Annotated in this window: 19 protein-coding genes; 4 read left to right on the top strand and 15 right to left on the bottom strand. The window is 74.3% G+C overall.

Annotated elements, in window-relative coordinates; all coding sequences use genetic code 11:
- Nucleotides 1-79 precede the first annotated feature (79 nt).
- The 3 genes from LIX60_RS19770 to LIX60_RS19760 all read left to right on the top strand — a co-directional run bounded on the left by LIX60_RS19770 (nt 80) and on the right by LIX60_RS19760 (nt 3,151).
- A complete protein-coding gene (locus LIX60_RS19770) occupies nt 80-835 on the top strand; it encodes an NADPH-dependent F420 reductase (RefSeq protein WP_227959658.1) in 756 nt (251 codons plus the stop codon).
- Between the two features lie 65 nt (nt 836-900).
- A complete protein-coding gene (locus tag LIX60_RS19765; RefSeq protein ID WP_227959657.1) occupies nt 901-2,028 on the top strand; it encodes an alkene reductase in 1,128 nt (375 codons plus the stop codon).
- A gap of 241 nt (nt 2,029-2,269) precedes the next feature.
- Complete coding sequence (locus tag LIX60_RS19760) at nt 2,270-3,151, top strand: alpha/beta fold hydrolase (protein ID WP_227959656.1); 882 nt, start codon at nt 2,270-2,272, stop codon at nt 3,149-3,151.
- Between the two features lie 99 nt (nt 3,152-3,250).
- On the opposite strand, the gene LIX60_RS19755 is transcribed toward LIX60_RS19760, so the two are convergent.
- The 5 genes from LIX60_RS19755 to LIX60_RS19735 all read right to left on the bottom strand — a co-directional run bounded on the left by LIX60_RS19755 (nt 3,251) and on the right by LIX60_RS19735 (nt 10,360).
- Nucleotides 3,251-5,590 (bottom strand): xanthine dehydrogenase family protein molybdopterin-binding subunit, encoded by a 2,340-nt coding sequence (locus tag LIX60_RS19755; protein WP_227959655.1) that lies wholly within the window; start codon nt 5,588-5,590, stop codon nt 3,251-3,253.
- A 114-nt stretch (nt 5,591-5,704) separates the two neighbouring features.
- Nucleotides 5,705-7,933: a 2Fe-2S iron-sulfur cluster-binding protein gene (locus LIX60_RS19750; RefSeq protein ID WP_227959654.1), complete on the bottom strand. Its 2,229-nt coding sequence runs from the start codon at nt 7,931-7,933 to the stop codon at nt 5,705-5,707.
- Nucleotides 7,930-8,826 carry a xanthine dehydrogenase family protein subunit M gene (locus LIX60_RS19745; protein WP_227959653.1) on the bottom strand — a complete coding sequence of 299 codons (897 nt, stop codon included), beginning with the start codon at nt 8,824-8,826 and terminating at the stop codon, nt 7,930-7,932. Before LIX60_RS19745 ends, LIX60_RS19750 begins: the two co-directional genes overlap by 4 nt.
- A gap of 474 nt (nt 8,827-9,300) precedes the next feature.
- The gene (locus tag LIX60_RS19740; protein WP_078650063.1) at nt 9,301-9,591 is read right to left on the bottom strand and encodes a DUF3039 domain-containing protein; all 291 of its coding nucleotides are present in this window, start codon (nt 9,589-9,591) and stop codon (nt 9,301-9,303) included.
- Nucleotides 9,592-9,781: 190 nt separating this feature from the next.
- On the bottom strand, nt 9,782-10,360 hold the full coding sequence (locus LIX60_RS19735) for a YqgE/AlgH family protein (RefSeq protein WP_019711605.1): 579 nt from the start codon (nt 10,358-10,360) through the stop codon (nt 9,782-9,784).
- Between the two features lie 289 nt (nt 10,361-10,649).
- Here LIX60_RS19735 and murA point away from each other — a divergent pair, with 289 nt between their 5' ends.
- Nucleotides 10,650-11,990 (top strand): UDP-N-acetylglucosamine 1-carboxyvinyltransferase, encoded by a 1,341-nt coding sequence (murA, locus tag LIX60_RS19730; RefSeq protein WP_019711606.1) that lies wholly within the window; start codon nt 10,650-10,652, stop codon nt 11,988-11,990.
- Between the two features lie 234 nt (nt 11,991-12,224).
- On the opposite strand, the gene LIX60_RS19725 is transcribed toward murA, so the two are convergent.
- The 10 genes from LIX60_RS19725 to LIX60_RS19680 all read right to left on the bottom strand — a co-directional run bounded on the left by LIX60_RS19725 (nt 12,225) and on the right by LIX60_RS19680 (nt 25,047).
- Nucleotides 12,225-12,506, bottom strand: coding sequence for an HU family DNA-binding protein (locus tag LIX60_RS19725; RefSeq protein WP_019711607.1), 282 nt, complete (start codon nt 12,504-12,506; stop codon nt 12,225-12,227).
- Nucleotides 12,507-12,823: 317 nt separating this feature from the next.
- Nucleotides 12,824-14,266: an NAD-dependent malic enzyme gene (locus LIX60_RS19720; RefSeq protein ID WP_227959652.1), complete on the bottom strand. Its 1,443-nt coding sequence runs from the start codon at nt 14,264-14,266 to the stop codon at nt 12,824-12,826.
- 509 nt (nt 14,267-14,775) lie between these two features.
- Nucleotides 14,776-17,181, bottom strand: a complete 2,406-nt coding sequence (locus LIX60_RS19715) for a UvrD-helicase domain-containing protein (protein ID WP_227959651.1) — start codon at nt 17,179-17,181, stop codon at nt 14,776-14,778.
- 256 nt (nt 17,182-17,437) lie between these two features.
- Entirely contained in the window at nt 17,438-18,202 is a 765-nt protein-coding gene (locus LIX60_RS19710; RefSeq protein WP_227959650.1) for an anti-sigma factor, read from the bottom strand.
- Nucleotides 18,199-18,786 carry a sigma-70 family RNA polymerase sigma factor gene (locus LIX60_RS19705; RefSeq protein WP_030549204.1) on the bottom strand — a complete coding sequence of 196 codons (588 nt, stop codon included), beginning with the start codon at nt 18,784-18,786 and terminating at the stop codon, nt 18,199-18,201. The genes LIX60_RS19710 and LIX60_RS19705 overlap by 4 nt, the downstream gene beginning before the upstream one ends.
- 479 nt (nt 18,787-19,265) lie before the next feature.
- Complete coding sequence (locus LIX60_RS19700; protein WP_227959649.1) at nt 19,266-20,036, bottom strand: ABATE domain-containing protein; 771 nt, start codon at nt 20,034-20,036, stop codon at nt 19,266-19,268.
- Nucleotides 20,037-20,258: 222 nt separating this feature from the next.
- Nucleotides 20,259-20,630, bottom strand: a complete 372-nt coding sequence (locus LIX60_RS19695) for a hypothetical protein (protein WP_227959648.1) — start codon at nt 20,628-20,630, stop codon at nt 20,259-20,261.
- Between the two features lie 365 nt (nt 20,631-20,995).
- Nucleotides 20,996-22,282, bottom strand: coding sequence for a uroporphyrinogen-III synthase (locus LIX60_RS19690; protein ID WP_227959647.1), 1,287 nt, complete (start codon nt 22,280-22,282; stop codon nt 20,996-20,998).
- Between the two features lie 215 nt (nt 22,283-22,497).
- Complete coding sequence (locus LIX60_RS19685) at nt 22,498-23,877, bottom strand: NarK/NasA family nitrate transporter (RefSeq protein ID WP_227959646.1); 1,380 nt, start codon at nt 23,875-23,877, stop codon at nt 22,498-22,500.
- Between the two features lie 198 nt (nt 23,878-24,075).
- Nucleotides 24,076-25,047, bottom strand: coding sequence for a LysR family transcriptional regulator (locus LIX60_RS19680; RefSeq protein WP_227959645.1), 972 nt, complete (start codon nt 25,045-25,047; stop codon nt 24,076-24,078).
- Nucleotides 25,048-25,254 lie beyond the last annotated feature (207 nt).

Below are 25,254 nucleotides of genomic sequence, written 5' to 3'. Positions count from 1 at the left end.
CCCATCATTAATAGATGAGTGGAGGAGCCATGCGCACCGTGGTGCACACCCGGCCCAGGACGTCGCCTTCGCCCCGGACTTGGCACGGAACACGCCGGACCTGCTCGAAGTCGCGGCCGGCTACGACCTCGCCGACTTCGAGGCGGCCATCGGACATGCCCGCCGCCCGGCCGGGACCGGGACCGTCCTGCTCACCACACCGCAGGCGGCCAACCCCGGGCAGGCGGGCCCGATGAAGATCGGAACGCTGGGAGCCGGGACCATCGCCCAGGCCATCGCCCGGCACGCGATCCGGCACGGCCACGAAGTCGTGCTCAGCAACAGCCGGGGGCCCGCCTCCTTGGCTCCGCTGGTGCAGGATCTCGGCGCACGCGCGACGGCCGCACCCCCCGCCGAGGCTGCTGTCGCAGACCTCGTCGTGCTGGCGGTCGGCTGGCCGCAAGTCCCCGGCCTCGCCGCCCAACTCCCTCCCCTGGACGGGACCGTCGTCATCGACGCCACCAACCAGTTCGACTCCCCTCCCCCGAACGCGAAGATCGCCGACCTGGGCGATCTCACCGGAAGCGAATACGTGGCCTCCCTGCTTCCCGGCGCACGCGTGGTGAAGGCCTTCAACGCCCTCTTCGCACAGTTCATCGCACCCGATCCCCGTCACGCGGCCGGGCGTCAGGTGCTGTTCCTGGCCGGCGACGACACGGACGCCAAGGACACCGTAAGCGGCCTGGCCTCCCAGTTCGGCTTCGCGCCCGTCGACCTCGGAACGCTGCGCGAGGGAGGCCGCCTCATCCAGCTCGGCGGGCCCCTGTCCGGCCTCCACGCCCTCCAGCAGGACTGATCCCACCCAGCCGCTCGTACTCCCCGCGTCCGCGAGGAGCGCCTTCCCTCACGAAAGAGACCCTCATGTCCGACCCGACTCCGGCATCCGGCACCCAGCCCCTCCTGCGGCCCGTTCGACTGGGCGCGCTCGAACTGCCCAACCGCGTCGTCATGGCTCCCATGACACGCTCCCGGGCCACCAACGCGGAACTGGCCCCCACCGCCCTGCACGCCACCTATTACACGCAGCGTGCCGGCGCCGGCCTGATCATCAGCGAAGGAACCTGGGTCAGCCCGGACGCGATCGGCTTCATCAACGTCCCCGGCATCTACACGGACGCTCAGACCGCCGGCTGGGCCGGGGTCACCGAATCCGTGCACGCCGCGGGAGGCAGGATCATCTCGCAGATCGGCCACGTCGGCGCCGTCTCCCATCCCGACCACCTCGGTGGCCGCCTCCCCGCCGGTCCCTCGGCGATCAACCCCCGGGAAATGTCCTTCACTCCCGACGGCCCGAAGGACACGGTCACGCCCCGCGCCCTGACCGCGGCGGAGATCGCCACCACGATCGGCACCTACCGGCAGGCCGCCGCCAACGCTCTGCGCGCCGGCTTCGACGGCCTGGAGATCCACGCGCAGGCATCCCACCTCGTGGCCCAGTTCCTCAACCCCCGCCTGAACCAGCGCACCGACGCCTACGGCGGCAGCAGTGAGAAGCGGGCCCGGTTCCTGTTCGACGTCGTGGACGCCGTCAGCAGCGTGTGGGGCAGCGACCGCATCGGCGTCAGACTGTCCCCCTACTGGCGTAGCGAGCCGGCCTTCACCGCGGACGCCGAGATACTGGCCGACTACGACCTGCTCCTCAACCGCCTCAGCGACACCGACCTGGCCTATCTCCACCTCGTGGGGCCGGAACCCCACACGGGCACCGACGACACCTTCACCGCGTTCACCCGCTTCCGCACCCACTACCGCGGTGCCGTCATCGCCAATCTCGGCTTCACGCAGGCGACCGGCAACGAGCTCCTCGAACGAGAGCTGGCTGACGCGGTTTCCTTCGGTGCTCCCTTCATCGCCAACCCGGACCTCGTCGATCGGTTCACCCACGGTCATCCTGTTGCCGCCGGCGACCGCGACACGTACTACGCCGGTGGTGTGGAGGGATACACGGACTACCCCACCGTGACCGGGTACCAGGCCCTGTCGTTGTGATCGGCCGGTCGCCGGTCCGGGTGTGCCGTTGACTGACGCACGGTGGGCGCGGATCGAGCCGTTGCCCCGGACCGGACGCCGAGACGGGGTGGCCGGTGGCCGGTGGCGGAACCATCGTGAGGTGATCGATGCGATGCCCGAGCCCGCCGGGCGTCGGTTCCAGGCCGTGCCCGGTCGTCCTCCCGGGTGATCCCGCGTCCCCCCGAGGGGTGTGCGACCGGTCGCGGGGCACCCGCAGGACATGCCCCGCTACCGCTCGTACGACGACACCGAGCTCGCCTACCGCGTCCTGGACAGCCGCGACGGCGCGTCGACCCCGCCCCTGCTCTGCCTCGCAGGCGGCCCCGCGCGCGACGCCGCGTACCTGGGGAACCTCGGCGGTCTCGACGCCCACCGCCCGCTGGTCCTCCCCGACGCGCGCGGCACCGGGGACTCCCCCGCCGCGGCCGACCCGTCCGCCTACGCCTTCCCGGCCCTCGCCCAGGACCTGGAGTCGCTGCGCGAACATCTCGGCCTGGAACGGTTCGCGCTGCTCGCGCACGACGCGGGCACGGCGACCGCCCAGGCCTACGCGGCCGCGCACCCCGACCGGCTGAGCCGGCTCGTCCTGCTCTGCCCCGGCGCCCGGCTCCAGGGCGAACTGCCGGACGACGCACGGGAGATCTTCGAATCCCGGCGCGACGAACCGTGGTGGCCGGACGCGGCGGCCGCCGTCGAACGGCTCGCGCGGGTCGCGGACTTCGAAGAGGTACGGGACCTGCTGCTCCGGGCCGCACCGATGGCGTACGCCCACTGGGACGAGCCGCAGCGCGCCCACGCCGCCACGGAGCCGGGGCAGCTCAACCCGGTGCCCCGCGCCGGCTTCTGGCAGGGCGTGGGCGAACCGGCCCGGAAGGCGATCCTGGAACACCTGGGAGAGACCGGCTTCCCGGTGCTGGTGGTCACCGGCGCCCTGGACGCGGTGACGGGCCTGCGGTCCGGCGAACTGGTGGCCGAGTCCTTCCCCCGGGCCCGGTCCCACGTCCTCAAGGACTCCGGCCACTACCCGTGGCTCGACGAACCGGACGAACTCCGCGCCCTCGTCGAGGACTTCCTGACCGGGAGCCCGCCCGGCACCGCGTGACCGGCGCCCGGCGAAGCCGCCCCACGGCACGCACGCCGGTCCACCGCGCCCGCCCGGGAAGGGAGCGGAACGCGGCCGTCCGCGCCTGCGCCTTTGGGCTCAGTGCCGGTCCGGCACCGCGACCGCCGCCTGCGGGCGGATCGGGAGGCGGTTGACGGGGCGGCCCGTCGCCGCCCGTACCGCCGAGGCCACCGCTGCCGGGGATGTCACCACCGGCACCGCGCTGGCCGCTTTGGCTCCGAACGGCGCCACCACGTCCCGCTCCTCGACCAGCTTGACGATGCGGATGTCCGGGACGTCCAGCGCGGTCGGCAGCGGGTATCCGGTGAAGTTGGGGCGCCGGACGACGCCCTTCGACGTGCGCAGGTTCTCCATCAGCGCCGCCCCGACCCCCTGGGTGACCCCGGCCTCGATCCGGGCCGCCAGCTGGCGCGGGTTGAGCACGCGGCCGACGTCCTGCGCCACGGCCATCTCCACGACCCGTACCGAGCCCAGCTCGATGTCGACGTCGACCACCGCGCGGACGGCGCAGAAGACCAGCCCCACGAAGGCGTCGCCCTGGCCCGTCTCGTCCAGCGGTTCGGTCGGGTGCGGGCGGCACTGGGCGGTCGCCCACAGTTCCTTGCCGTCCAGGGTCTCCGCGACGGTGGTGCTCAGGACCCCGTCGTACGAGGTGATCTTGCCGTCCGCGATGGACAGCAGCTCCGTGGACATCCCGAACTTGTGCGCGAGCGGCTGCAGCAGCTGGGTGCGGACCATCTTCGCCGCGCGCTCCACCGCCCCGCCCGAGACCCAGGTGTGGCGTCCGTGCGCGGCCGGGCCGGCCGGCGGCTGGTCGGTGTCGACGGAGGCGACGTGCACGTCCTCCACGCCCAGCGTCTCCTGCACGATCTGGCGGGCCAGCGTCGAGAAGCCCTGGCCGGTCTCGACCGCCGCGCAGATGACCGTGGCCACCCCGTCGTTGACCTTGACCGTGGCGGTGGAGACCTCGTCCGTCCCCTCCGCGCCCAGGACGTGCACCATGCCCAGGGCGTAGCCGACGCCGCGGCGGACCGCGCCCGGCTCGCCGGCTCCCTCCGGGCCGCCGGGCAGCAGCCAGTCCTCCTCCGGGGTGTCCTTGGGGAGTGCGGGCAGCGGCGCGTCCCGTACGGCCTGGAGGAGTTCGGCCACCGGGGCCGGGCAGGTCACCGTCTGGCCGGTGGGCAGCAGGTCGCCGGTGGCCATCACATTGCGCATCCGCAGCTCGGCCGGGTCCAGGCCCAGCTTGGCGGCGAGTTTGTCCATCTGGCCCTCGTACGCGGCGCACACCTGCAGGGCGCCCTCGCCCCGGACATGGCCGGACGGCGGGTTGTTGGTGCGCACCGCCCAGCCCTCGACGAAGGCGTGCGGCACGACGTACGGGCCGCAGGCGAAGGCGACCGCGGCGGCCAGTGACTCCGAGGAGGCCTCGGCGTACGCGCCCGCGTCCAGCAGGATCTGCGCCTCCACCTTGACCAGCCGGCCTTCGGAGTCGGCGTGGTGGCGGTAGCGGAGCAGGGTGGGGTGGCGGTGGGCGTGGCCGAGGAAGGACTCCTCGCGGTTGACGGCGATCTTCACCGGGCGCCCGGTGCGCAGCGCCAGCAGCCCGAGCGGCAGTTGCACCCCCGGGTCCTCGCGGTCGCCCATCGCGCCGGGCACGCCGGTGACGACGACCTTGACCTGCTCCGGGGGGAGGCCGAAGCAGGCGGCGGCCAGGTCGCGGTCGGCGTGCGGGTCGGTGGAGGCGGTGTAGATCTCGACGCCGCCGTCGGGGCGGGGCACGGCGAGTCCGGCTTCCGCGCCGATGGGCGCCGGGTCCTGGCGGCCGATCCGGTACAGGCCCTCGACGATCACCTCGCCGGCGATCTCCGGGTCGCCGTACCGCAGCGGGATGTGGCGGATGAGGTTGCCGTCGGGGTGGAGCGGTTCGGCCTCGAACGCCTTCTCGGGGTCGGTGACCGGTTCGAGCACCTCGTACTCGACGGCGATCGCGGCGGCCGCCAGCCGGGCGGTGTCCGGGTGGTCGGCGGCGATGGCGGCGATCGGCTCGCCGTGGTGGCGGACCAGGTCCTTGGCGAAGACGGGCCGGTCGGCCACCTTGCGGCCCTGGTTGGCGTCGCCGGGGACGTCCTCGTGCGTGATGACGGCCTGCACGCCGGGCATCTCGGTGGCGCCGGAGGTGTCGATGGAGAGGATCTTGGCGTGCGGGTGCGGCGAGCGCAGCACGGCGGCCCACAGCAGGCCCTCGGCCCACAGGTCCGCCGCGTACGGGAAGGTGCCGGCCGTCTTCGGAAAGGCGTCGTGCGGCGGCAGGGAGGAGCCGAGACCGTGCGGTGCCGGCTCCTCGGCGGGCAGCGCGCCGCCGCCGGCGGGTGCGGTCAGGCCCGCCGGGTTCGCGGTGGCCGCGTCGGGACCGGTCATCTCACGCTGCCTTTCCGCTGCCGCAGGGGAGAGTGGGGAGGTGGGGGACGCGGACGGGCCCGGGGGCGGGCGCGGGCGCGGGGAGGGGGGAACGGGGGGTGGCGCGCGGGGGGGTCACGCGAGGCCTCCGGGCGGGGGGGTGCCGTTGCCGGGCGGACCCGGCTGATGGGGGATGCGGGGGCCGTCGTGCGTGGCCTGCGCGGGGACGTGGCCGGTGCCGTCGCCGTAATCACCGTGGCCGGTGCCGTTGCCGTACTCGCCGCGGCCGTTGCCGTACTCGCCGTGGCCGTTGCCGTGGCCGCCCGGGCCGGGTGCCTGCTCGTCGTAGGGCTGCCCGGCGTAGGGCTGCGCCGCGTACGACGGCCCCGGGTAGGCGTCCTGGGGGTATCCTCCGGCGGCCTGCTCCGGGGCGGTCCCCCCGGCGGCCCGTGCTTCCGCGTCCGCCGCCGCGGCCTCGGTGTCGGCCGCCGACTGCGCCGCGGCGTCCGCCGACTCCGCGCGGGAGGTGACGACCTCGCGGACCGCGTTGAGCACGCCCCGGTAGCCGGAGCAGCGGCAGAGGTTGCCGCAGAGCGCCTGGCGGGTCTCCAGCTCGGACGGGGCGTGGTTGCCCTCGAGCAGGTCGTGCACGGTCATCGCCAGGCCGGGCACACAGAAGCCGCACTGCACGGCGCCGTTGGCGACGAGGGCCCGCTGGACGTCGGAGGGGGTGCCCTCCGCGGCCAGCCCCTCGACGGTACGGACCTCCGAGCCGGCGGTGGTCGCGGCCGGCACCAGGCAGGAGGCGACGAGCCGGCCGTCGACCTGGACGGAGCAGGCGCCGCACTCGCCCTGCGAGCAGCCGTCCTTGGCGCCCGCCAGGCCCAGCCGCTCCCGCAGGACGTAGAGCAGGGACTCGCCGATCCAGGCGTCGGTGACGGGGCGGTCTATGCCGTTGACCCGCAGGACGTAGGAGGCGTAGGGGTGTTCGCTGTGCGCGTCGAGGATGATCTCGGGGGGCGCGTCGGACCCGTCCCGCTCCTCGGAACCGGCCGGGCCGCCGGGGCCGTCCGGCGCGGTGCCGGTGCCGCCGTCGCTGCCGTCCCCGCCGGAGGGGTGCCCGGCCGCGGGCCGTTCTCCGGGCGTCTGCTCCCCGTCCCGGGGCCGTTCGCCGTGTCCGGGGGCGGTGCCGGTGCGGTCCGCGCCGTTCCTGTCGGCCGGGGTGCCGTCCGGGGCTCCGGGGTGCCAGTCGCCGGAAGGTGCGGGCGGGGCGTTCTCCCCCGCGCCGGACGGGGCGGGGGTGCCGGGAGCTGTACCGGCGTCCGCGCGGACGCCGCGGTCGTCGCCGCCATCACGGCCGTCACCGCCGTTACCGCCGTACGGGCCGGGGCCGCCGGCCGGGCCGGTCTCCTGCGCGCCGGGCACGGACCACTGCTCGGGCCGGGCCGCTCCGGGGGCGTCCGCGCCGGGGCCCTCCCCGGGGCCACCGGCCGTACCGCCACCGGGGGTTCCCCAGGCGCCGTCGGTGTCCCGGACGGGGCCGGGGGCGCCCGCGGGCGCGGGCCGTTCCCAGGCGTCGGACCAGGTGTCGCCCGGCGCCGGGGCGTTGCCGGGCCGGTCGTGCCGGTGAGCGGGCGCCTGCGGCACGCCCGGCGCCCCGCCCCACTGCTGCGGGTGCGGCGGGCCGTCGTCCCGGACCGGCTGGACGCCGGTGCCGGGCCCGTCCTGTCCGCCGGGGGCCCCGCCCCGGTCCCACCGGTCACCCGCGGCGGCGCCGGTGGCGCTCCACGGTCCGGGCGCGGGCGCCGCGGCACCGCCGACCAGATACTCCCCGGACTCGTCGGGGGCGTCGTCGGCCGCCGGCGGCACCCTCCAGGCGCCCGTGTGCTGCTCGCCGCCGTGACCCGCGCCCTCCCCGGGCCGGCCGGTCTCCCGGCCCTGCTCTCCGGGCCGGCCGGTCTCCCGGCCCTGCCCGTGGCCGCCCTGGTCGTGGCCCGGCTCATAACCCTGTTCGTGGCCCTGCTCGTGCTCCTGCCCGAACCCCTGCTGCTGCGCCTGCTGGTGGGGCTGATGCCACGGGTACTGCTGCCCGCCGCCGGGATCGGTGTACGGCATCGTCCACTGGCCGCCCTCCGGCGGCTCGCCGTACGCGGACTCCAGGGGCGGCGGCGCGTAGCCCTGGCCGGGCGCGGCCAGTGGCTCGCGGCCGGCGGACGGGTCGAGCAGTCCCTCGGGGAGCTGGACGAAGGCCGTGGCCTCGGAGTCGTACTCGCCGCTCTGCGCGGTCGGCCGCCAGCCTCCCGACGGCCGCTCCTCCTCGTCGGAGTACGGCCCCTGCGGGTGCTGCGGCTGGTCGTTGGTCATGCGAGCGCCCTCCCCAGAGCTCGGCGGGCCAGTGCGGCCACCGTACGCCGCAGATGCAGGACGGCCGGCGGCAGGGCGGGCGCCTCGGAACCGTCCTCGCCCGGTGCGGGGTCCGGGATGCAGGCGCCCGCGACGTACTCGCCGAAGGCCGCGCAGGCCTCGGGGGCGAGACCGCGCTCGCCGTCCCAGTCGATGAGCCCGGCCACCCAGCGTTCGGCCTCCAGCGGCCGCAGCGGCATGGGCGCGACGGCGCCGACGGCGCAGCGGACGCTGCGGCGGGCGGGGTCGAGGACGAGGGCGACGGAGGCGGTGGCCCGGCCGGGGCCGGTGCGGCCGGTGGCCTTGAGGAAGGTCTGCGGGGCGTGCAGCAGCGGTACCCGCACCCAGCCGACGAGTTCGCCGGGGCGGAGCATCTCCATGCCCGCGAGGAGGTGGCTGACCGGGATCTCGCGGCGGGCGTGCTCCGGCCCGGCGATGATCAGGGTGGCCTCCAGGGCCGCCAGCACGGGCAGGGAGTCGCCGGTGGGCGCGGCGGTGACGATGTTGCCGCCGAGGGTGCCGGCGTTGCGGATCTGCGGCGGGCCGGCGGCGCGTGCGGCGGCGGCGAGGGCGGGGATGAGGGCGGCGAAGTCGGGGCGGCCCATGCGGGCGTGGGTGAGTCCGGCGCCGAGCAGGGCGTGGCCGTCCTGGTACTGCCAGCCGCGGGTCTCGTTGATCCGGCCGAGGCCGACGAGTGCGGCGGGGCGCAGCAGGCCGGAGTTGACCGAGGCCATGAGGTCCGTGCCGCCCGCGACGGGCACGGCGGCCGGCAGGGCGGAGAGCGCCGCCACGGCCTCGTCGAGCGAGGACGGCAGCATCACCGTTCGCGCCGCCTGCGGTGCGTGCGTGGTCAACCCAGCTGCCCCTTCCCGGTGTCCCGCCTGTTCCGCCGTACGGTACGTGCTCACAGCCCGGACGTGGCAACTCTGGCACATCTTCGCGGCCCCGCTGCGCGAGGGGCGGCGAAGGGTCGGTTCCCGCCTCCGGCAGGCGTCGGCCCGCGTGCAGGAGCTGTCACCCGCGCGAGTGGTTTACCACTTATCGCGGAACCTTACGGTGCCAACGCCTTGATCGGATCAACCGTTCCAGAGCGTTCCGCTCACGTTCGCGTCTCGCCCGCGGCTCACACGATCGGGGCAAGCCGGTCGATCGGACGTCCGAGGGACCGGCGGCGGACTCCGGCGGGGAAGCGAGCGGGCCGCGCCGGGGCGGCACTCCGTGCTGTCCGTGCCGTCCCGCCCGCCCGCGGACGCGCGTGCGGCCCGGCGGGCGCGCACGAGGCACACGCCCGCCGGGCCGCGGCAGGACCGGTGGTGGCGGCCGGCGGGCTACTTGCCGTCGCCCTTGCCGCCCTTGCCCTTGTCGCCGCCCGCGCCCATGGATTCGTAGATCTCCTTGCACATGGGGCAGACCGGGTACTTCTTCGGATCGCGGCCGGGGACCCAGACCTTGCCGCAGAGCGCCACGACGGGGGTGCCGTCGAGCGCGCTCGCCATGATCTTGTCCTTCTGGACGTAATGGGCGAAGCGCTCGTGGTCGCCGTCGCCGTTCGACACCTGGGGTGTCGGCTCTACAAGGGTGCCGGTCCCTGTCCCGCGCTCGGGCTCAAGAGTGCTCATGGGTCCCCAGGGTACTGGGGCGGGACGGAGAGCCCCATGCCCGACGCCGGGAAAAACGGCGGGCCGCCGGACCCCGGGACAACGGCGCGGGGGCCCGGCCGGGACCGGTACGAGGACCGCCGCGCGCCGTACGCGTCCCGCCCCCTGAGGCGTCGCGCGGCCCCGGCGGTCACGGGCACGGCCCGCGCCCTCAGTTGAGGGTCGGGTCGTCGGGATAGGTGGCGACCATCGCCAGGCCGCTGCGCTGCCGGCGCAGCACCGAGCGCCACAGCCGCTCGGGGGCGGGCGAGGAGACGTCACCCGGTTCGGACTCCACGACGTACCAGGCGCCCTCGGCCAGTTCGTCCTCCAGCTGGCCCGGTCCCCAGCCGGCGTATCCGGCGAAGATCCGCAGGCTGCCCACGGCCGCGGCCAGCAGTTCGGGCGGGGTCTCCAGGTCGACGAGGCCGATCGCGCCGTGCACCCGCCGCCAGCCCAGCGGCCCGCCGCCGACCGCCGACGCGCTCTCGCCGGGCACCACGGCGACGCCGAGCGCGGAGTCGAGCGAGACCGGACCGCCCTGGAAGACGACTCCGGGTTCACCGGCCAGATCCGCCCAGTTCTCCAGGATGTCGACGACGTCGACCGGGGTCGGCCGGTTGAGGACCACGCCGAGCGAGCCCTCCTCGTCGTGGTCGAGGAGCAGCACCACCGCACGGTCGAAGTTGGGGTCGGCCAGTGCCGGCGTCGCGACCAGCAGCCGCCCGGTGAGCGAGGACACCTCCGTCATGCCGACATGATCCCGCACGGAGGGGCCCCTCGGGGAGTCCACAATGCGACGGGGACGGGGTTCCGCGGGGGCGTACGGCGGCAGCGGGGGCGCGCCCCCACCCGGGGACCGGGGGCCCGTCTCCGGCCCGTTTCGTGACGCTGAGACGTGGTAGACGCACGGTACGTGTTGTGACAAACCCATGACCTGCGGACGACCTGGCACTACCCCTCCCGGCCCTACGGCGGGGGTCCTGATGGCGCTTACCATGTGGGTTTGGTCCCAGTCCCACTCCAGGAACGCGAGATCCATGACCGGCACCGACGATGTCCTGCTTGTCCACGGCGGAACCCCGCTGGAGGGCGAGATCCGTGTCCGCGGCGCGAAGAATCTCGTGCCCAAGGCCATGGTCGCCGCACTGCTCGGCAGCGAACCCAGCCGGCTCCGCAATGTCCCGGACATCCGTGACGTCAGAGTGGTGCGGGGGCTGCTCCAGCTGCACGGTGTCACCGTCCGCCCCGGCGAGGCCGGCGAGCTGATCCTCGACCCGTCCCACGTCGAGAGCGCCAACGTCGCCGACATCGACGCCCACGCGGGTTCCTCGCGCATCCCGATCCTCTTCTGCGGCCCGCTGCTGCACCGGCTCGGCCACGCCTTCATCCCCGGCCTGGGCGGCTGCGACATCGGCGGCCGGCCGGTGGACTTCCACTTCCAGGTGCTGCGGCAGTTCGGCGCGACGATCGAGAAGCGTGCGGACGGCCAGTACCTGGAGGCCCCGCAGCGGCTGCGCGGCACCAAGATCCGGCTGCCCTACCCGTCCGTCGGCTCGACGGAGCAGGTGCTGCTGACGGCCGTGCTGGCCGAGGGCGTCACCGAACTGTCGAACGCCGCGGTGGAACCGGAGATCGAGGACCTCATCTGCGTCCTGCAGAAGATGGGCGCCATCATCTCCATGGACACCGACCGGACGATCCGCATCACCGGTGTCGACAAGCTCGGCGGCTACAACCACGCGGCGCTCCCGGACCGCCTGGAGGCGGCCTCCTGGGCGAGCGCGGCCCTGGCCACCGACGGCAACATCTACGTGCGCGGCGCCCAGCAGCGCTCGATGATGACCTTCCTCAACACCTACCGGAAGGTCGGCGGCGCCTTCGAGATCGACGACGAGGGCATCCGCTTCTGGCACCCGGGCGGACCGCTCAACGCCATCGCGCTGGAGACGGACGTGCACCCCGGCTTCCAGACCGACTGGCAGCAGCCGCTGGTCGTCGCGCTGACGCAGGCCTCCGGGCTCTCCATCGTCCACGAGACGGTCTACGAGTCGCGGCTGGGCTTCACCTCGGCGCTGAACCAGATGGGCGCCCACATCCAGCTCTACCGGGAGTGCCTGGGCGGCTCCGCCTGCCGGTTCGGCCAGCGGAACTTCCTGCACTCGGCGGTCGTCTCCGGCCCGACCAAACTGCAGGGCTCCGACCTGGTGATCCCGGACCTCCGGGGCGGCTTCTCGTACCTCATCGCGGCGCTGGCGGCGCAGGGCACCTCCCGGGTGCACGGCATCGACCTGATCAACCGCGGCTACGAGAACTTCATGGAGAAGCTGAGGGCGCTGGGCGCGGACGTGGAGCTCCCCAACGGCGCCCGCAAACACTGAACCCCGGAACACCCCCGGCACCGCCCTCCCTGGGGGCCCGGGGGTCGGCCCCCCGGACGGCACAGCATGGAGAAGCTGAGGGCGCTGGGCGCGGACGTGGAGCTCCCCAACGGCGCCCGCAAACACTGAACCCCGGCACACCCCCGGCACCGCCCTCCCCGGGGGCCCGACGCTCCGGACATGGCGAAGGGCGGCCTCCCCCTCCCGGGGTGGCCGCCCTCCGTGCTGCCGTCCTTACTTGCCCTTGGCGGCTTCCTTGAGCTTGGAACCGGCGGAGACCTTCACGCTGTAGCCGGCCGGAATCTCGATCGGGTCGCCGGTCTGCGGGTTGCGTGCGGTGCGAGCGGCACGGTGGGTGCGCTCGAAGGTCAGGAAGCCGGGGATGGTGACCTTCTCGTCGCCCTTGGCCACGACCTCGCCGACGGTCTCGGCGAGCGCGGCGAGGACGGCGTCCGCGTCCTTGCGGGTCACCTCGGCGCGCTCGGACAGAGCGGCCACCAGCTCACTGCGGTTCATATGTACTCCCGTGTTCTACGTGCCAATGAGGCGTGAGATCGAAGCCGATGCTGCCAGGGCCCTCGGACAGTCCCCGGACCCGGGTCTGCTGGCAGACCCTCGCGCCCGGTTACGCATCCTGCCCGTACCTGCGGCGTTAAAGCCAATCCGGCGCCCTGCGAAGTCGCACGGAGAGCGCCGGCGCTCCACCGTGGTGGTGCTCCGCGTTCCGCCCCGGAGGCGCGCGGCAGGGCCGCTTCGGGGCGTTTGCGGCAGTTTTGGCTGCCCGTCACCCTATGCATGCCGTACGAGCCGGGGGCTCCGCGACGCGCCGCCCCCTAGCCCTTCGTGGCACCTGTCACAGTCGACCCGGCCGCTCCCACGGTCCTGGCGGCGTGGCTGACGGCTCCCGCGACGGCGCCGGCGACCCGGTCGTTGAAGACGCTGGGGATGATGTAGTTCGCGTTGAGCTCGTCCTCGGCGACCACGTCGGCGAGGGCTCCGGCGGCGGCCAGCAGCATGTCCGTGTCCACCCGGTGCGACTGGGCGTCCAGGAGACCGCGGAAGACACCCGGGAAGACCAGCACGTTGTTGATCTGGTTGGGGAAGTCGCTGCGGCCGGTGGCGACCACGGCCGCGGTCCGGCGGGCGACGGCCGGGTCCACCTCCGGGTCGGGGTTGGCGAGCGCGAACACGATCGCGCCGTCGGCCATCGCGGCCACGTCCTCGCCCGTCAGCACGTTGGGGGCGGAGACGCCGATGAAGACGTCCGCGCCGCGGACCGCCTCCCGCAGGGTGCCGGTGACGCCCTCCGGGTTGGTGTTGTTCGCGACCCAGCAGAGCGGGGAGTCCGGGTCGACGTCGACCAGGTCCTCGCGGCCCGCGTGGACGACGCCGTGGATGTCGGCGACCACCGCGTGCTTCACCCCGGCGGCGAGGAGCAGCTTGAGGATGGCCGTGCCGGCCGCGCCCGCACCGGACATCACCACCCGGACGTCGCCCATCCGCTTCCCCACCACGCGCAGGGCGTTGGTGAGGGCGGCGAGGACGACGATGGCGGTGCCGTGCTGGTCGTCGTGGAAGACGGGGATGTCCAGGGCCTCGCGGAGCCGGGCCTCGATCTCGAAGCAGCGGGGGGCGGAGATGTCCTCCAGGTTGATGCCCGCGAAGCCGGGGGCGATGGCCTTGACGACCTCGACGATGGTGTCGGTGTCCTGGGTGTCCAGGCAGAGCGGCCAGGCGTCGATGCCCGCGAAGCGCTTGAAGAGGGCCGCCTTGCCCTCCATGACGGGGAGGGCGGCCATCGGGCCGATGTTGCCCAGGCCGAGGACGGCGGAGCCGTCGGTGACGACGGCGATGCTGTTGCGCTTGCTGGTGAGGCGGCGGGCGTCCTCGGGGTTCTCGGCGATGGCCGTGCAGACCCGGGCCACACCCGGGGTGTAGATCATCGACAGGTCGTCGCGGTTGCGAATGGGGTGCTTCGACGACATCTCGATCTTGCCGCCGAGGTGCATCAGGAACGTACGGTCGGAGACCTTGCCGAGGGTGACGCCCTCGATCTGCCGGAGCTGCTCGACGATCTCCTGGGCGTGGTCGGTGGAGGTCGCGCCGATGGTGACGTCGATGCGCAGCATCTCGTGGCCGGAGGCCGTGACGTCCAGGCCGATCACCGATCCGCCGTGGGACTCCACGGCGGTGGTGAGCCGGCCGACGGCGCTCCCGCTCGCGGGAACCTCCAGCCGGACCGTCATCGAGTAGGAGACGCTGGGCGCCGTTGCCATGGCGGACTTCCTCTGCTGTTCCGGTTTCGCCTGGCGCGCCGGAGAAGGGCGGAAGGCCGGGGGCGCGCTGCCCGATCGTGCCATTTACCGATCGGTAGCCGGTAACTGGAGGACGGGATTGGAATGATTATTCCACGATGTGGTCGGCGCGGGGGTCCGCGGCCGGTACCGCGCCGTCCGGACGGCCGGACGGCCGGGCCGGAGAACCGTGCCCGGGCCTTCCGCCGGGGACGCCGCAGGGCGCCTCTCCGGGGAGGAGAGACGCCCTGCGAACGGAAGTGTGCGACACCGGCCCGCCATGCTCGCCTCGCGGCAAGTGGTCGCTCGAAGCGACTATGGTTGGGCCCGGGGGCTTGGATCGAGCCGGTGCCACATCCAAGGTAACACTCCCCCCGGCTCGGGCCATTCCCTCCGGCCACGGCTTTTCCCGGACCGCTCCCCGGCCGCCGGGCGGCACTCCGGCACCGCCCGCCCGCGCACCCTCCCCGGGGCCGCCGCGCCACTCCCGGTCACTCCCGCAGCAGGTCGGGGACTCCGTCCGTGTCCGGAGCGTCCCGCTCCGCCGAGAGCACCGTGAGCCGCTGGGTGGCCCGGGTCAGGGCCACGTACAGCACCCGCAGCCCGGCCGGGGACTCGTCGGCGATCCCGGCCGGCGAGACCACCAGCGTGGCGTCGTACTCCAGTCCCTTCGCCTCCAGGCTGCCCAGCGCCACCACCCGCTCGCCCAGACCGGCCAGCCAGGCCCGGGCCTCCTCGCGGCGGTCCATGGCGACGACCACGCCGACCGTGCCGTCCACCTCCGCCAGCAGCCGCCGCGCCTCCTCGCGGACGGTGGCGCCCAGGTCGCCGCCCGCCACGGCGAAGCGCGGTACGAGACCGGTGGAGCGGACCGCCTCCGGCGGCTCCATGCCCGGCATCGCCAGCGCCAGCACCTTCGCCGCCACCTCGGCGACCTCCGCCGGATTGCGGTAGTTGACGGTGAGCGTGAACCGCCGGCGCGGCCGGCTGCCCAGCGCCTCGTCCCGCGCCCCGGCCGCCTCCTCCGGGTCGGACCAGGAGGACTGTGCCGGGTCGCCGACGACCGTCCAGGTGGCGTGCCGGCCGCGGCGGCCCACCATGCGCCACTGCATGGGCGTGAGGTCCTGCGCCTCGTCGACGATGACGTGCGCGTACTCGGTGCGCTCCTCCACGGCCCGGTCGGAGCGGCGGCGGGCGGAGCGGTCGGCGAAGGTGGTGACCTCCTCCAGGCCGGTGAGCTGCTCCAGCGGGTCCAGCTCGCGCTTCCGCGGCCGGGACGGGCTGCCCAGCAGCGTCTGCAGCTCGTCCAGGAGGGCCACGTCGTGGACGGAGAGGGGGCCCCGGCCGTCCGGGCCCAGCCGCTTCAGCGAGCGGGCCAGCCGCCGGACCTCGCCCGGCTGGAGGACGCGCCGGGCCCAGCGGCCCAGCCGCCGCTCGTCGGCCATCGCGGCCAGCACGCCGCGCGGGGTGAGCTCGGGCCACCAGGCGTCGAGGAAGCCGTGGAACCCGGGCTCGCCGGAGATGTCCTCGTCGAACGCCTCGCGGGCCTCGGCCGCCAGCTCCGGGTCGCCGCTGTGCCGCCCGGCGGCGCCGGACTTCGCCCACAGCGCGTCCAGCAGCAGCCGGCGGGCGCGCGGGCGGAGCAGGTTCACGGGGGTGGTGGCGCCGAGTGCGGTGCGCCGGATCTCCCGCAGCTCCTGCGGGCCCAGTTCGACGCGGGCCCCGAAGGCGACGACGCGCAGCCGGCCGGACGGCGGGCTTGCGGGTTCCGCGCCGTCCGGTCCGGCCTCCGGGTCCTCGAACGACAGCTGGCCGCCCGGGCGGCCCCCGCGACCGCCGGGAGGCGAATCCGGGCGGACCGGTTCCAGGGCGCCGCGGGCCGCGCGACGGAGCACGGCCTGCATCCGCGCCGAGCCCTTGACGCGGGCGACGGCCGGTTCGTCGTAGACCGTGGCCTCGGCCCCGTCCACCAGGGAGCCCAGGGCGCGGATCGCCACCTGGCCCTCCTCGCCCAGCGACGGCAGCACGCCCTCGGTGTAGGCGACCAGCAGCGGGGTGGGGCTGACCACGAGGATGCCGCCGGCGTAGCGTCTGCGGTCCTGGTAGAGCAGGTACGCGGCGCGGTGCAGCGCGACGGCCGTCTTGCCGGTGCCGGGGCCGCCGCCGACCTCGGTGACGGAGGCGGCGGGCGCCCGGATGACCTTGTCCTGCTCGGCCTGGATCGAGGAGACGATGTCCCGCATGGTGTGGCTGCGGGCCCGTCCGAGGGCGGCCATCAGCGCGCCGTCGCCCACCACCGCCAGCTCCTCGCCGCCGAGGGTCGCGGTCATCTCCGGGCGGAGCAGGTCGTCCTCGACGCCGAGCACCTTGCGCCCCTTGCTCCGGATCACCCGGCGGCGCACCACCCGGCCGGGGTCCACCGGCGTGGCCCGGTAGAAGGGGGCGGCCGCGGGGGCCCGCCAGTCGATGACGAGCGGGGTGTAGTCGGCGTCCAGGACGCCGATCCGGCCGATGTGGAGGGTCTCGGCGATCTCGGCGTACGTCCGGCCGTCCTCGCCGGTGCGCACGGCGCCGTCGGCGGGTTCGACGGAGGTGAAGGCGCCGTCCGGGCCGCGTTCCCCGTCCTTGCCCTCCAGCAGGTCGATGCGGCCGAAGAGGAAGTCCTCGAACTCGCTGTTGAGCCGGTTGAGGTGGAGGCCGGCGCGGAAGACCTGGGCGTCCCGTTCGGCCAGTGCGCCGGGGGTGCCGACCTGGCCGCGGCGGGCGGCGTCGGCCATCAGGAACTCGGCTTCGTGGATCTTCTCTTCCAGCCTTCGGTACACCTGGTCGAGATGATCCTGTTCGACACCGGTCTCGCGGTCCCGTACCGAATCGACCGTGGCTTCGTGCGCGGCCACCCGGGCCCCCTTCTGACGTGCTGGGCAGCCGTCAACCGTACGCGAAGGGGGTGCTCCGCGCACCTGGATCTCCGAGTGGTCCGCGCGGGTGCGGACGGGGAGGGCGGCGGGGGGCGCCGGGGGCGGGGCGGGAGCGGGAGCGGGAGGGGAACGGCTGGGGGGCCGTGGGAAACGGGGGGCGGGGGGTGCCGTGGGGGCGGGGGCGCCGTGGGGGCGGGGTGGGGGGCGGGTGTGGGGGGTGGCGCGGGGAGGCCGGTCAGTTCTTGACCGTGACCAGCCGTTCCCCGTCGAAGGTGCGGACCTCGAAGTGATCGATCTCGTTCACGGACATGGCGGAACCGCCGTAGACGTAGAGCGGGTCCTTCCCCTTGGGGTCGGGGCTGTCCGGGATGCCGTAGCCCCACTTCGGCACCGACCAGGAGCTGACGACCTCCTCGTTGCCGTTCTTGGAGATCACGAACAGGCTGCACTTCTCCGGGCCCTTGACGTTCTTCAGTTCCAGAACGACGTTGGTGCCGTGCGGCTTCTGCGCGGTCGCGACCGTGGCCGAGACCTTGCTGCCCGGGTCGGTGCCGGAGACCTTGGTGTCCATCGCCTGCCAGGCCGCCTGGGCCGAAACGGCCTGCACCGGCGGGTTGCCGGAGCCGCCGTCGGAACCGCCCGCCGTGGCCCAGACCGCGACCGGCGGACCGCCGAGGACGAGGGCCGCCGCGGCGGCGAGCATGTAGCGGCCGCGCCGGCGGATCTTGCGCCGGTGGGCGTTGACCTCGCCGAGCAGCTTCGGCAGGACCTGGGGGCTCGGCTTGGTGTGCAGGACGGCGGGGTCGGGGACGGCGGCCGGCGTCTCGGCGAGCCTGGCGAGCAGCGGCTCGATCCCCATGAACTCGTCGAGCTGCGCGGCGCAGTAGTTGCACCCCGCCAGGTGCAGCTCGAAGCGCTCGGCTTCCCCCGGGTCAAGAATGCCCAGGGCGTAGGCGCCGACGGCCTCGTGCTCCGAATTGCGCTCGGGCGGCGCTGTCATGCCCTAACTCCTCGTTCTTCGAGTGCGAGCTTCATGGAGCGCAGCGCGTAGAAGACACGGGACCGCACGGTCCCGCTCGGTATGCCGAGGGTCTCGGCTGCCTCGTTCACGGTACGGCCCTTGAAGTAGGTCTCGACAAGTACTTCGCGATGCGCGTCGCTGAGGTCGCCCAGAGCGTCGGAGAGCGTCATGAGCCAGAGTGCCTTGTCTATCTCGTCCTCCGCGGGCATGACTTCCAGAGGAGCCGGATCGACCTCCTGCGGACGGGCCTGCCGGCTCCGGTGACCGTCGATGACAATACGCCTGGCCACGGTGACCAGCCAGGGCCGCACCGAACCCGTGGCCCGGTTGAGGCGGTGCACATTCTTCCAGGCCCGTACCAGCGTCTCCTGGACGACGTCCTCGGCACGGTGGCGGTCGCCCGCCACCAGCCGGAGGACATACGCGAGCAACGGGCCGGCGTGCTCACGGTAGATGACGCGCATCAGCTCTTCGTCGGGCACCGGCTCATCGGAGCGGGATCGCTCGGCGCGGTGCCGGGTCCTGGAAGGACGATCTTGGGACACGGCCGCATCCTTGCGCACCCGGACCTCCCGGTCGAGAGCTTGTTCAGGGGAAATGCCTACGCCAACTGCCTCGAACTGCCCGTCGGTCGGGCGGGGCCCCGCAGCCCTCGTCTGCGACGGGACCCCGCCCAGTCCTCGGACCACCTGCGTGGGGGACCGATCAGTGGTCCGAGGAGCTTCCAATGTCGCCGCTTTCATAGCCGTCCTTGTCGTTCCGCGTCGCACCCCGTCGCCCTGGGCGCGAGCACGGCGATCCCGGCTTTCCCCGGCAACCCCTGGCGACTTGTGGTGCGCATGTGACGTCTCTCCCCCCGGGAGTTCTCCGCCGAAGCGCTGAGCGGGCCTTCCGCTTTCTCCGGCCGCCCCCGTCCGGCCTGCGCTTCCCCCACAGTTACGGAGGCCGCGGCGGGGCTGCTCAAACCCCGGCGGAAAACTTTCGCCGGCGGCGGGCGCGGGCAGGACGACCGCCGAAGCGCGGGCATTTCGGGGGGAGTTGGTCAACTCTGTCCGGATGCCGTGGCGGTGGCGGTGGTGGCGGCGGTGGTGGTGGCGCCCGGTGCGGAGGAGGACCGGGTCGCGGCGGACGGCCGGGACCTCCGGGCCGTCGAGCGGCGGCGGTGGCGGGCGACCCGCTCCCGGTTTCCGCAGATCTCGCTGGAACACCAGCGCCGGCGCCGACCCCGGGAGGTGTCGAGATAGACCCGGGAGCAGGAGTCGCCCTCGCACTCCCGCAGCCGGCCCCGGGCCACGGGGTCCGTGAGCAGCCGTATGGCGTCGCGCGCGATATCGGAGAGGAGCGCCGCGCAGCCGGGGCCGCCGTCGAGGGCACGGACGAGGGTGCCGTCCCGGCCGGGTACGGCGCTGATGACGGAGGGCGCGGGGGCGGCGAGGGCGTTCAGCCGGTCCAGGTCCGGGCCGAGGGAAGAGGCGGGGGCGGGGCCGGAGCCGGAGCCGGGGCCGGAGCCGGGGCCGGGGGTTTCGGCCGGGTCCGCCGGAGCACCGTCCAACTGGGCGCGGACCAGGCGGCGGAGGAGCTCGCGGAGTTCGCGGAACCGGTCGAGCCAGTCCTGGTCGGCGGCGAGCGCGGTGCCCGGCGGGACCAGCCCGGACCGGACCAGCCAGACCCCCAGCCGTTCGGGCCCGTCGAGGCGCTCCGCCGGCTCCACCCGCTCCCCCGGTCCGCGCGGAGGCCCGGCGGCCGTGGCCACCAGATCGAGACAGAGCCGGCCGGTGTCGAATCTCGGGTCGCCGGAGGCCGCCGCCGCCATGGTCCGGTCACTCCTTCGGAGCGTGCCGTGCGCCCGCGTGCGCACAGTGGGGGGATGTCCTCCCCCCAGAGTGCCCGCCCGGGGCCCGCAAGCACAGGCGTGCGACGGGACCCATCGGACGGGCGGCGGGCCGGGACCGCTCCGGAGGCCCGTACGGGAGCGGGGGCGGGTACCGGCGACCGGTGCGCCGGGGCCGGCCGCGCCCCCGGCGCCGTGCGCTCGTCAGCCGTACTGCCGGGGGCGGTCGAACCAGGCGCTGGAGGGCCGCAGGCAGAGCAGCACCAGCGCGGGCGTGGCGAAGAACAGCGCCCAGCCCAGACCGCTCGGATCGCCGTTCCCGGCCTGTCCCAGACCGAAGAGGATCATCAGCGACGTGAAGACGATGGCGGTGATCCGCACTCCGCCGCCCCCGTTGGTGAAGCGGAGCGCACAGACGAAGGCGCCGATGAGCGGGAGGATCGAGCCGATCATCCGGCCCGAGGCCTCGGCGCCCCGGAGCGACGAGACGACCACGACGCCGACGACCGCCAGGCCCATGGCGACGAAGAGGATCACCTGGGCGGCGCGGAGCACGCCGGGCATGGTCACGGGCACGGGTACGGCGGCGTACGGCTGAGCCGGATGGCCGGGGTATCCCTGGTACCCGGGCTGCCCCGGACCCGGATGACCCGGCTGCCCCGGATAACCCGGCGGCGGCCCGGTGACGGGGCCGTACCCGGCGGACGGGCTCCCCGGATACGGCGCGGGGCCGCCGGGATACGGAGCCGGGCCGCCGGGATACGGCGACACGGCCCCGGGTGCGGGCGGGACCGGCGGAACGTGGCCCCGGCCGTATCCCTGCCCCTGGTGGTGGTCCGCCGGACCGGCGGGTGGCTGCTGATGCGACATGGCTCGAGCTTAGAACGCGGCCGCCCGCCGCCACCGGGCCGTCCCGAAGGCCGAGGGCCCCGTCCCGAAGGTCAAGGGCCCTCGTTCTCGCCGTACTTGGAGTCGGACGCGGTGTCCAGCGCCAGCCGGTAGCCGCGCTTGACCACCGTCTGGATCAGCTTGGGCGTGCCCAGCGCCGTACGGAGCCGCGCCATCGCCGTCTCCACGGCGTGCTCGTCGCGCCCCGCCCCCGGCAGCGCGCGCAGCAGCTCGGCCCGGGAGACCACCCAGCCCGGGCGGCGGGCCAGCGCCCGCAGCAGCGCCATGCCCGCGGGCGGCACGGCGCGCAGCTCGCCGTCGACCAGGGCGGCGTGGCCCCGGATGTCGAGCCGGTGGCCCGCGACCGGCAGCACACCGGCGCGGGCCGGGAGTTCCCGGCAGAGCAGCTGCACCAGCGGGCCGAGCCGGAAGCGTTCCGGGCGCACGGCCTGGATGCCGTGCTCCAGCAGCGGCATCGCCGTCACCGGTCCCACGCAGGCGGCCAGCACGTCGTGGCGGAGCGCCTCCAGCAGCGGCTCCAGCAGGCCCCGGTCGCGGGCGCGTTCGAGCAGTCCGGCGGCGGCGGGCGCGCTGGTGAAGGTGACGGCGTCCAGGGAGCGGGCGACCGTGGCGTCCAGCAGCCGGTCGACGGGGCCGATGTCCTCCGGCGGGAGCCAGCGGTAGACGGGCACGCCGACGACCTCGGCGCCCGCCTCGCGCAGCGCCTCCACGAAGCCGGGCAGCGGCTCGCCGTGCAGCTGTACGGCCAGCCGGCGGTCCGCGACGCCCTCGGCGAGCAGCCGGTCCAGGACCTCCGCCATCGACTCCGAGGCCGGCGACCAGGTCTCGGTCAGCCCGGCGGCGCGGATGGCGCCGCGCACCTTGGGCCCGCGGGCGAGGAGTTCCACCCCGCGCAGCCGGGCGGTCAGCTCCTCGCCGAGCCCCCAGCCGTCGGCGGCCTCGATCCAGCCGCGGAAGCCGATGGCCGTGGTGGCGACGACGATGTCCGGGGCGTCGGCGATCAGGTCCTTGGTGGCGGCGAGCAGTTCGGTGTCGTCCGGCAGCGGCACGATGCGGATGGCGGGGGCGTGCAGCACGGTGGCGCCCCGGCGCTCCAGCAGCGCGCCCAGTTCCTCGGCGCGCCGGGCGGCGGTGATGCCGACGGTGAAACCGGCCAGCGGGCCGGGGGCGGTCGGGGAGCCGGGGGCGGTCGGGGAGCCGGGCCGTCCCCGGGGCGGTGCGGCGCCGGCGGCCGTGGGGGCGGGCCCGGGGGCGTCCGGCTCCGGGCCGCCCGGGCGGCCGGGGGCCGGCGGTGAGGGCTGCGGGGTCGGGTCCTGCATGGGGTCTGCCTCGCTCAGCTGGGGGTTCCTGCTCGGTCCGGTCGGCCTGGGCGGGGCCTCCGCCGCCCGGTCCGTCCGCGTGCGGCGGCGGCCGGGCCGTACCCCCATCTTCCCAAGCCCCGGTGTCCTTGTCGGTTCGGCGGGATTTCCCCGGTGTTACGCGGGGACGGCGGTGCGCGCGGCCCGGGGCTGTCGCCGGACCGCGCGCACCGGGCTCACACCTCGGCGTAGACGGGCTGCCGCTGCGGCCGCTCCGCGTGGCCGGCCGGCTCCGCGGCGGCCGCCGGCTTGCGGAGGTATACGGCCCAGGTCACGGCGGAACACACCACGTAGTAGCCGAGGAAGAAGACGAAGGCCGTGGTGCCGGACTGCGAGGTGAGGAAGGACTGGCGCAGGGCGAGGTTGATGCCGAGGCCGCCGAACGCCCCGATGGCGCCGATGAGCGACATGGAGGCACCGGACAGCCGCCGGGCGTAGACGTCCGCCGCCTCGCCGGTGAGGCCCTTGGCCGTGGCCTTGGCCCGGTAGATGCCCGGGATCATCTTGTAGGTGGAGCCGTTGCCGATGCCGGTGAGGACGAACAGGACGATGAAGCCGCCGATGAACAGGGGCAGCGACGCCTGGAACGAGGCGGTGACGACCACGCCGACCGCCGCCGTCATCAGCACGAAGTTCACCAGCGTGACCCGGGCGCCGCCGAGCCGGTCCGCCAGCTTCCCGCCGACCGGGCGGATCAGCGAGCCGAGGAGCGGGCCGATGAAGGTCAGCGAGGCGGCCTGCAGGGGCGTGCGGCCGAACTGGGCGGTGAGCACGAGCCCGAAGGCGAAGCTGTAGCCGATGAAGGAGCCGAAGGTGCCGATGTAGAGGAAGGACATGATCCAGGTGTGACGGTCCTTGACGGCTTCCCTGGCCGCTCCGCCGTCGTTCTTCACCGGGCCGAGGTTGTTCATGTAGAGCGCGCTGCACACGGTGGCCGCGATGATCAGCGGAATGTAGACGCCGAGCAGGACGCGCGGGTTGGCCGCGCCGGCGATCGCGATGATCAGCAGGCCCAGGAGCTGGACCACGGCGACGCCGATGTTGCCGCCGCCCGCGTTCATCCCCAGCGCCCAGCCCTTGAGACGCAGCGGGTAGAAGCTGTTGATGTTGGTCATCGAGGAGGCGAAGTTGGCGCCGCCGACGCCGGTGAGCACCGCGACCAGCATGAAGGTCGAGTACGAGGTGCCGGGCTCCATGACGATCAGCAGCGCGGTGGTGGGCACCAGCAGCATCGCCGCGCTGAAGATCGTCCAGTTGCGGCCGCCGAACCGGGCGACCGCGAAGCCGTAGGGCACCCGCAGCGTCGCGCCGACCAGGCTGGCGACCGCCACCAGGAAGAACTTCCCGGCCGGGTCGACGCCGTACTCGGGCCCCATGAACAGGGCGAGGACGGAGAACATGCTCCACACCGAGAAGCCGATGTGCTCGGACATCACCGAGAAGATCAGGTTCCGTTTGGCGATGTGCTTCCCCTCCGCCTCCCAGAACTCCTCGTTCTCGGGATCCCACCGCTCGATCCAGCGGCCTCCCTTGTGCGCGGTCGTCGCGGCAGTCATCACGCCTCCACAGGTTTCGGGAACCGGGCCGGTTCGAGCCGGCTCCGTGCGTCCGACGCTAGGGACGGCGCGTTTCACGGCCGTGGCGTCAGGTGACCGTCACGCAACCTTGCTCTCACCCGGCGGTCACGCTCCGTGTGAGCGCCGGCGGCCGCGCCCCCGGGCGGTGAGTGCGGGCCGCCGCCCGGGGACGGCCGGTCAGCGGGACATGGCGGCTTCGTCCGCGTCCGGGAGCCATGATCCGGAGGGCTTGACGAGCCACGCGTGTCCGGCTGCGAGCGCTGCCGCCGCCGTCCGCAGAAAACCCAGTCCCGGGTGACGGATTCCACGGCGCCACACCATCGCGACCGGTGACAGCGGCACGGGGTCCGTGAGCGGCCGCAGCACCGTGCCGGGCATCTCGATGAACTGGGAGGTCGCGAGGACGGGCCAGCCCAGTTTGCCCATCACGCGGGTGAACTCGTCCCGGCCCCGGATCGGCGGCAGCGGCGGGGCGACGGCGATGCCCCGGCCGGCGAAGAGCCGCTCGGCGAGACCGGTCCACTCGGCGGTCGCGTCGTTGCCCGCCGCCGCGTAGACGGTCTCACCGGCGAGCGCGTCGAGCGGCACCGCGGGCAGTGCCGCGAGCCGGTGGGCCGCGGGCAGCACCACGGCCATCGGCTCGTACCGCACGGGCAGATGGGCCAGACGGGCGCGGACGGCCGGGTCGAGGCCGGCGATCCGGCCGAACGACACGTCGAGCCGGCCCGCGAGGAGGTCGGCCGCGGCGCCGGTGAGCCCCGCGTGGCAGGAGGCATAGAACTCCGGGCCGGCGGCCGGTGCGATCCGGCGGGCCTCCTCCAGGACGAGGTTGCCCGTCGCCACCCGCTCCCCGATGTCGACGAGCAGCGGCCGGTCCGCCTCCGCCTCGGAACAGGCGGCGATCAGGTCGTCGTGGGCCTCCAGCACGCGCCGCGCGTACGGCAGCAGGCGCTTCCCCGCGGCCGTCAGTTCGACGCTGCGCGTGGTGCGGACGAAGAGTTCGGTGCCGAGCACCCTTTCCAGCCGCCGGATGTCGCGGCTGAGCGCCTGCTGGGCGACATAGAGCCGGGCCGCGGCGCGGGTGAAGTGCAACTCGTCGGCGACGGCGGCGAAGGCGCGCAGCAGGCGGGGGTCGGCGTCCCGGGGCATCCGCACAGTCTGACAACGCAGGTGCGTGAATGCGAGCGAGAAAGTGTTGGACCCCGGCGGATGCCGGGCGCCACCGTGGCGGGGTGATCCTCTTCCTCGCCTCGCGCCCCGTGGTGCCCCGCCGGACGGCGTCCCGGCCGGGCATCCCTCCCACGCCCCGGGCCCGTACCGTTCCGGCCGGCGCCACGGTGCGGACCGGCGAAGCCG

The sequence above is a fragment of the Streptomyces sp. S07_1.15 genome (genome assembly GCF_020739505.1).
Taxonomy (GTDB): Bacteria; Actinomycetota; Actinomycetes; order Streptomycetales; family Streptomycetaceae; genus Streptomyces; species Streptomyces xinghaiensis.
Note: the sequence above shows the minus strand (reverse complement) of the source record. Positions and strands in the feature narration are given on the sequence as shown.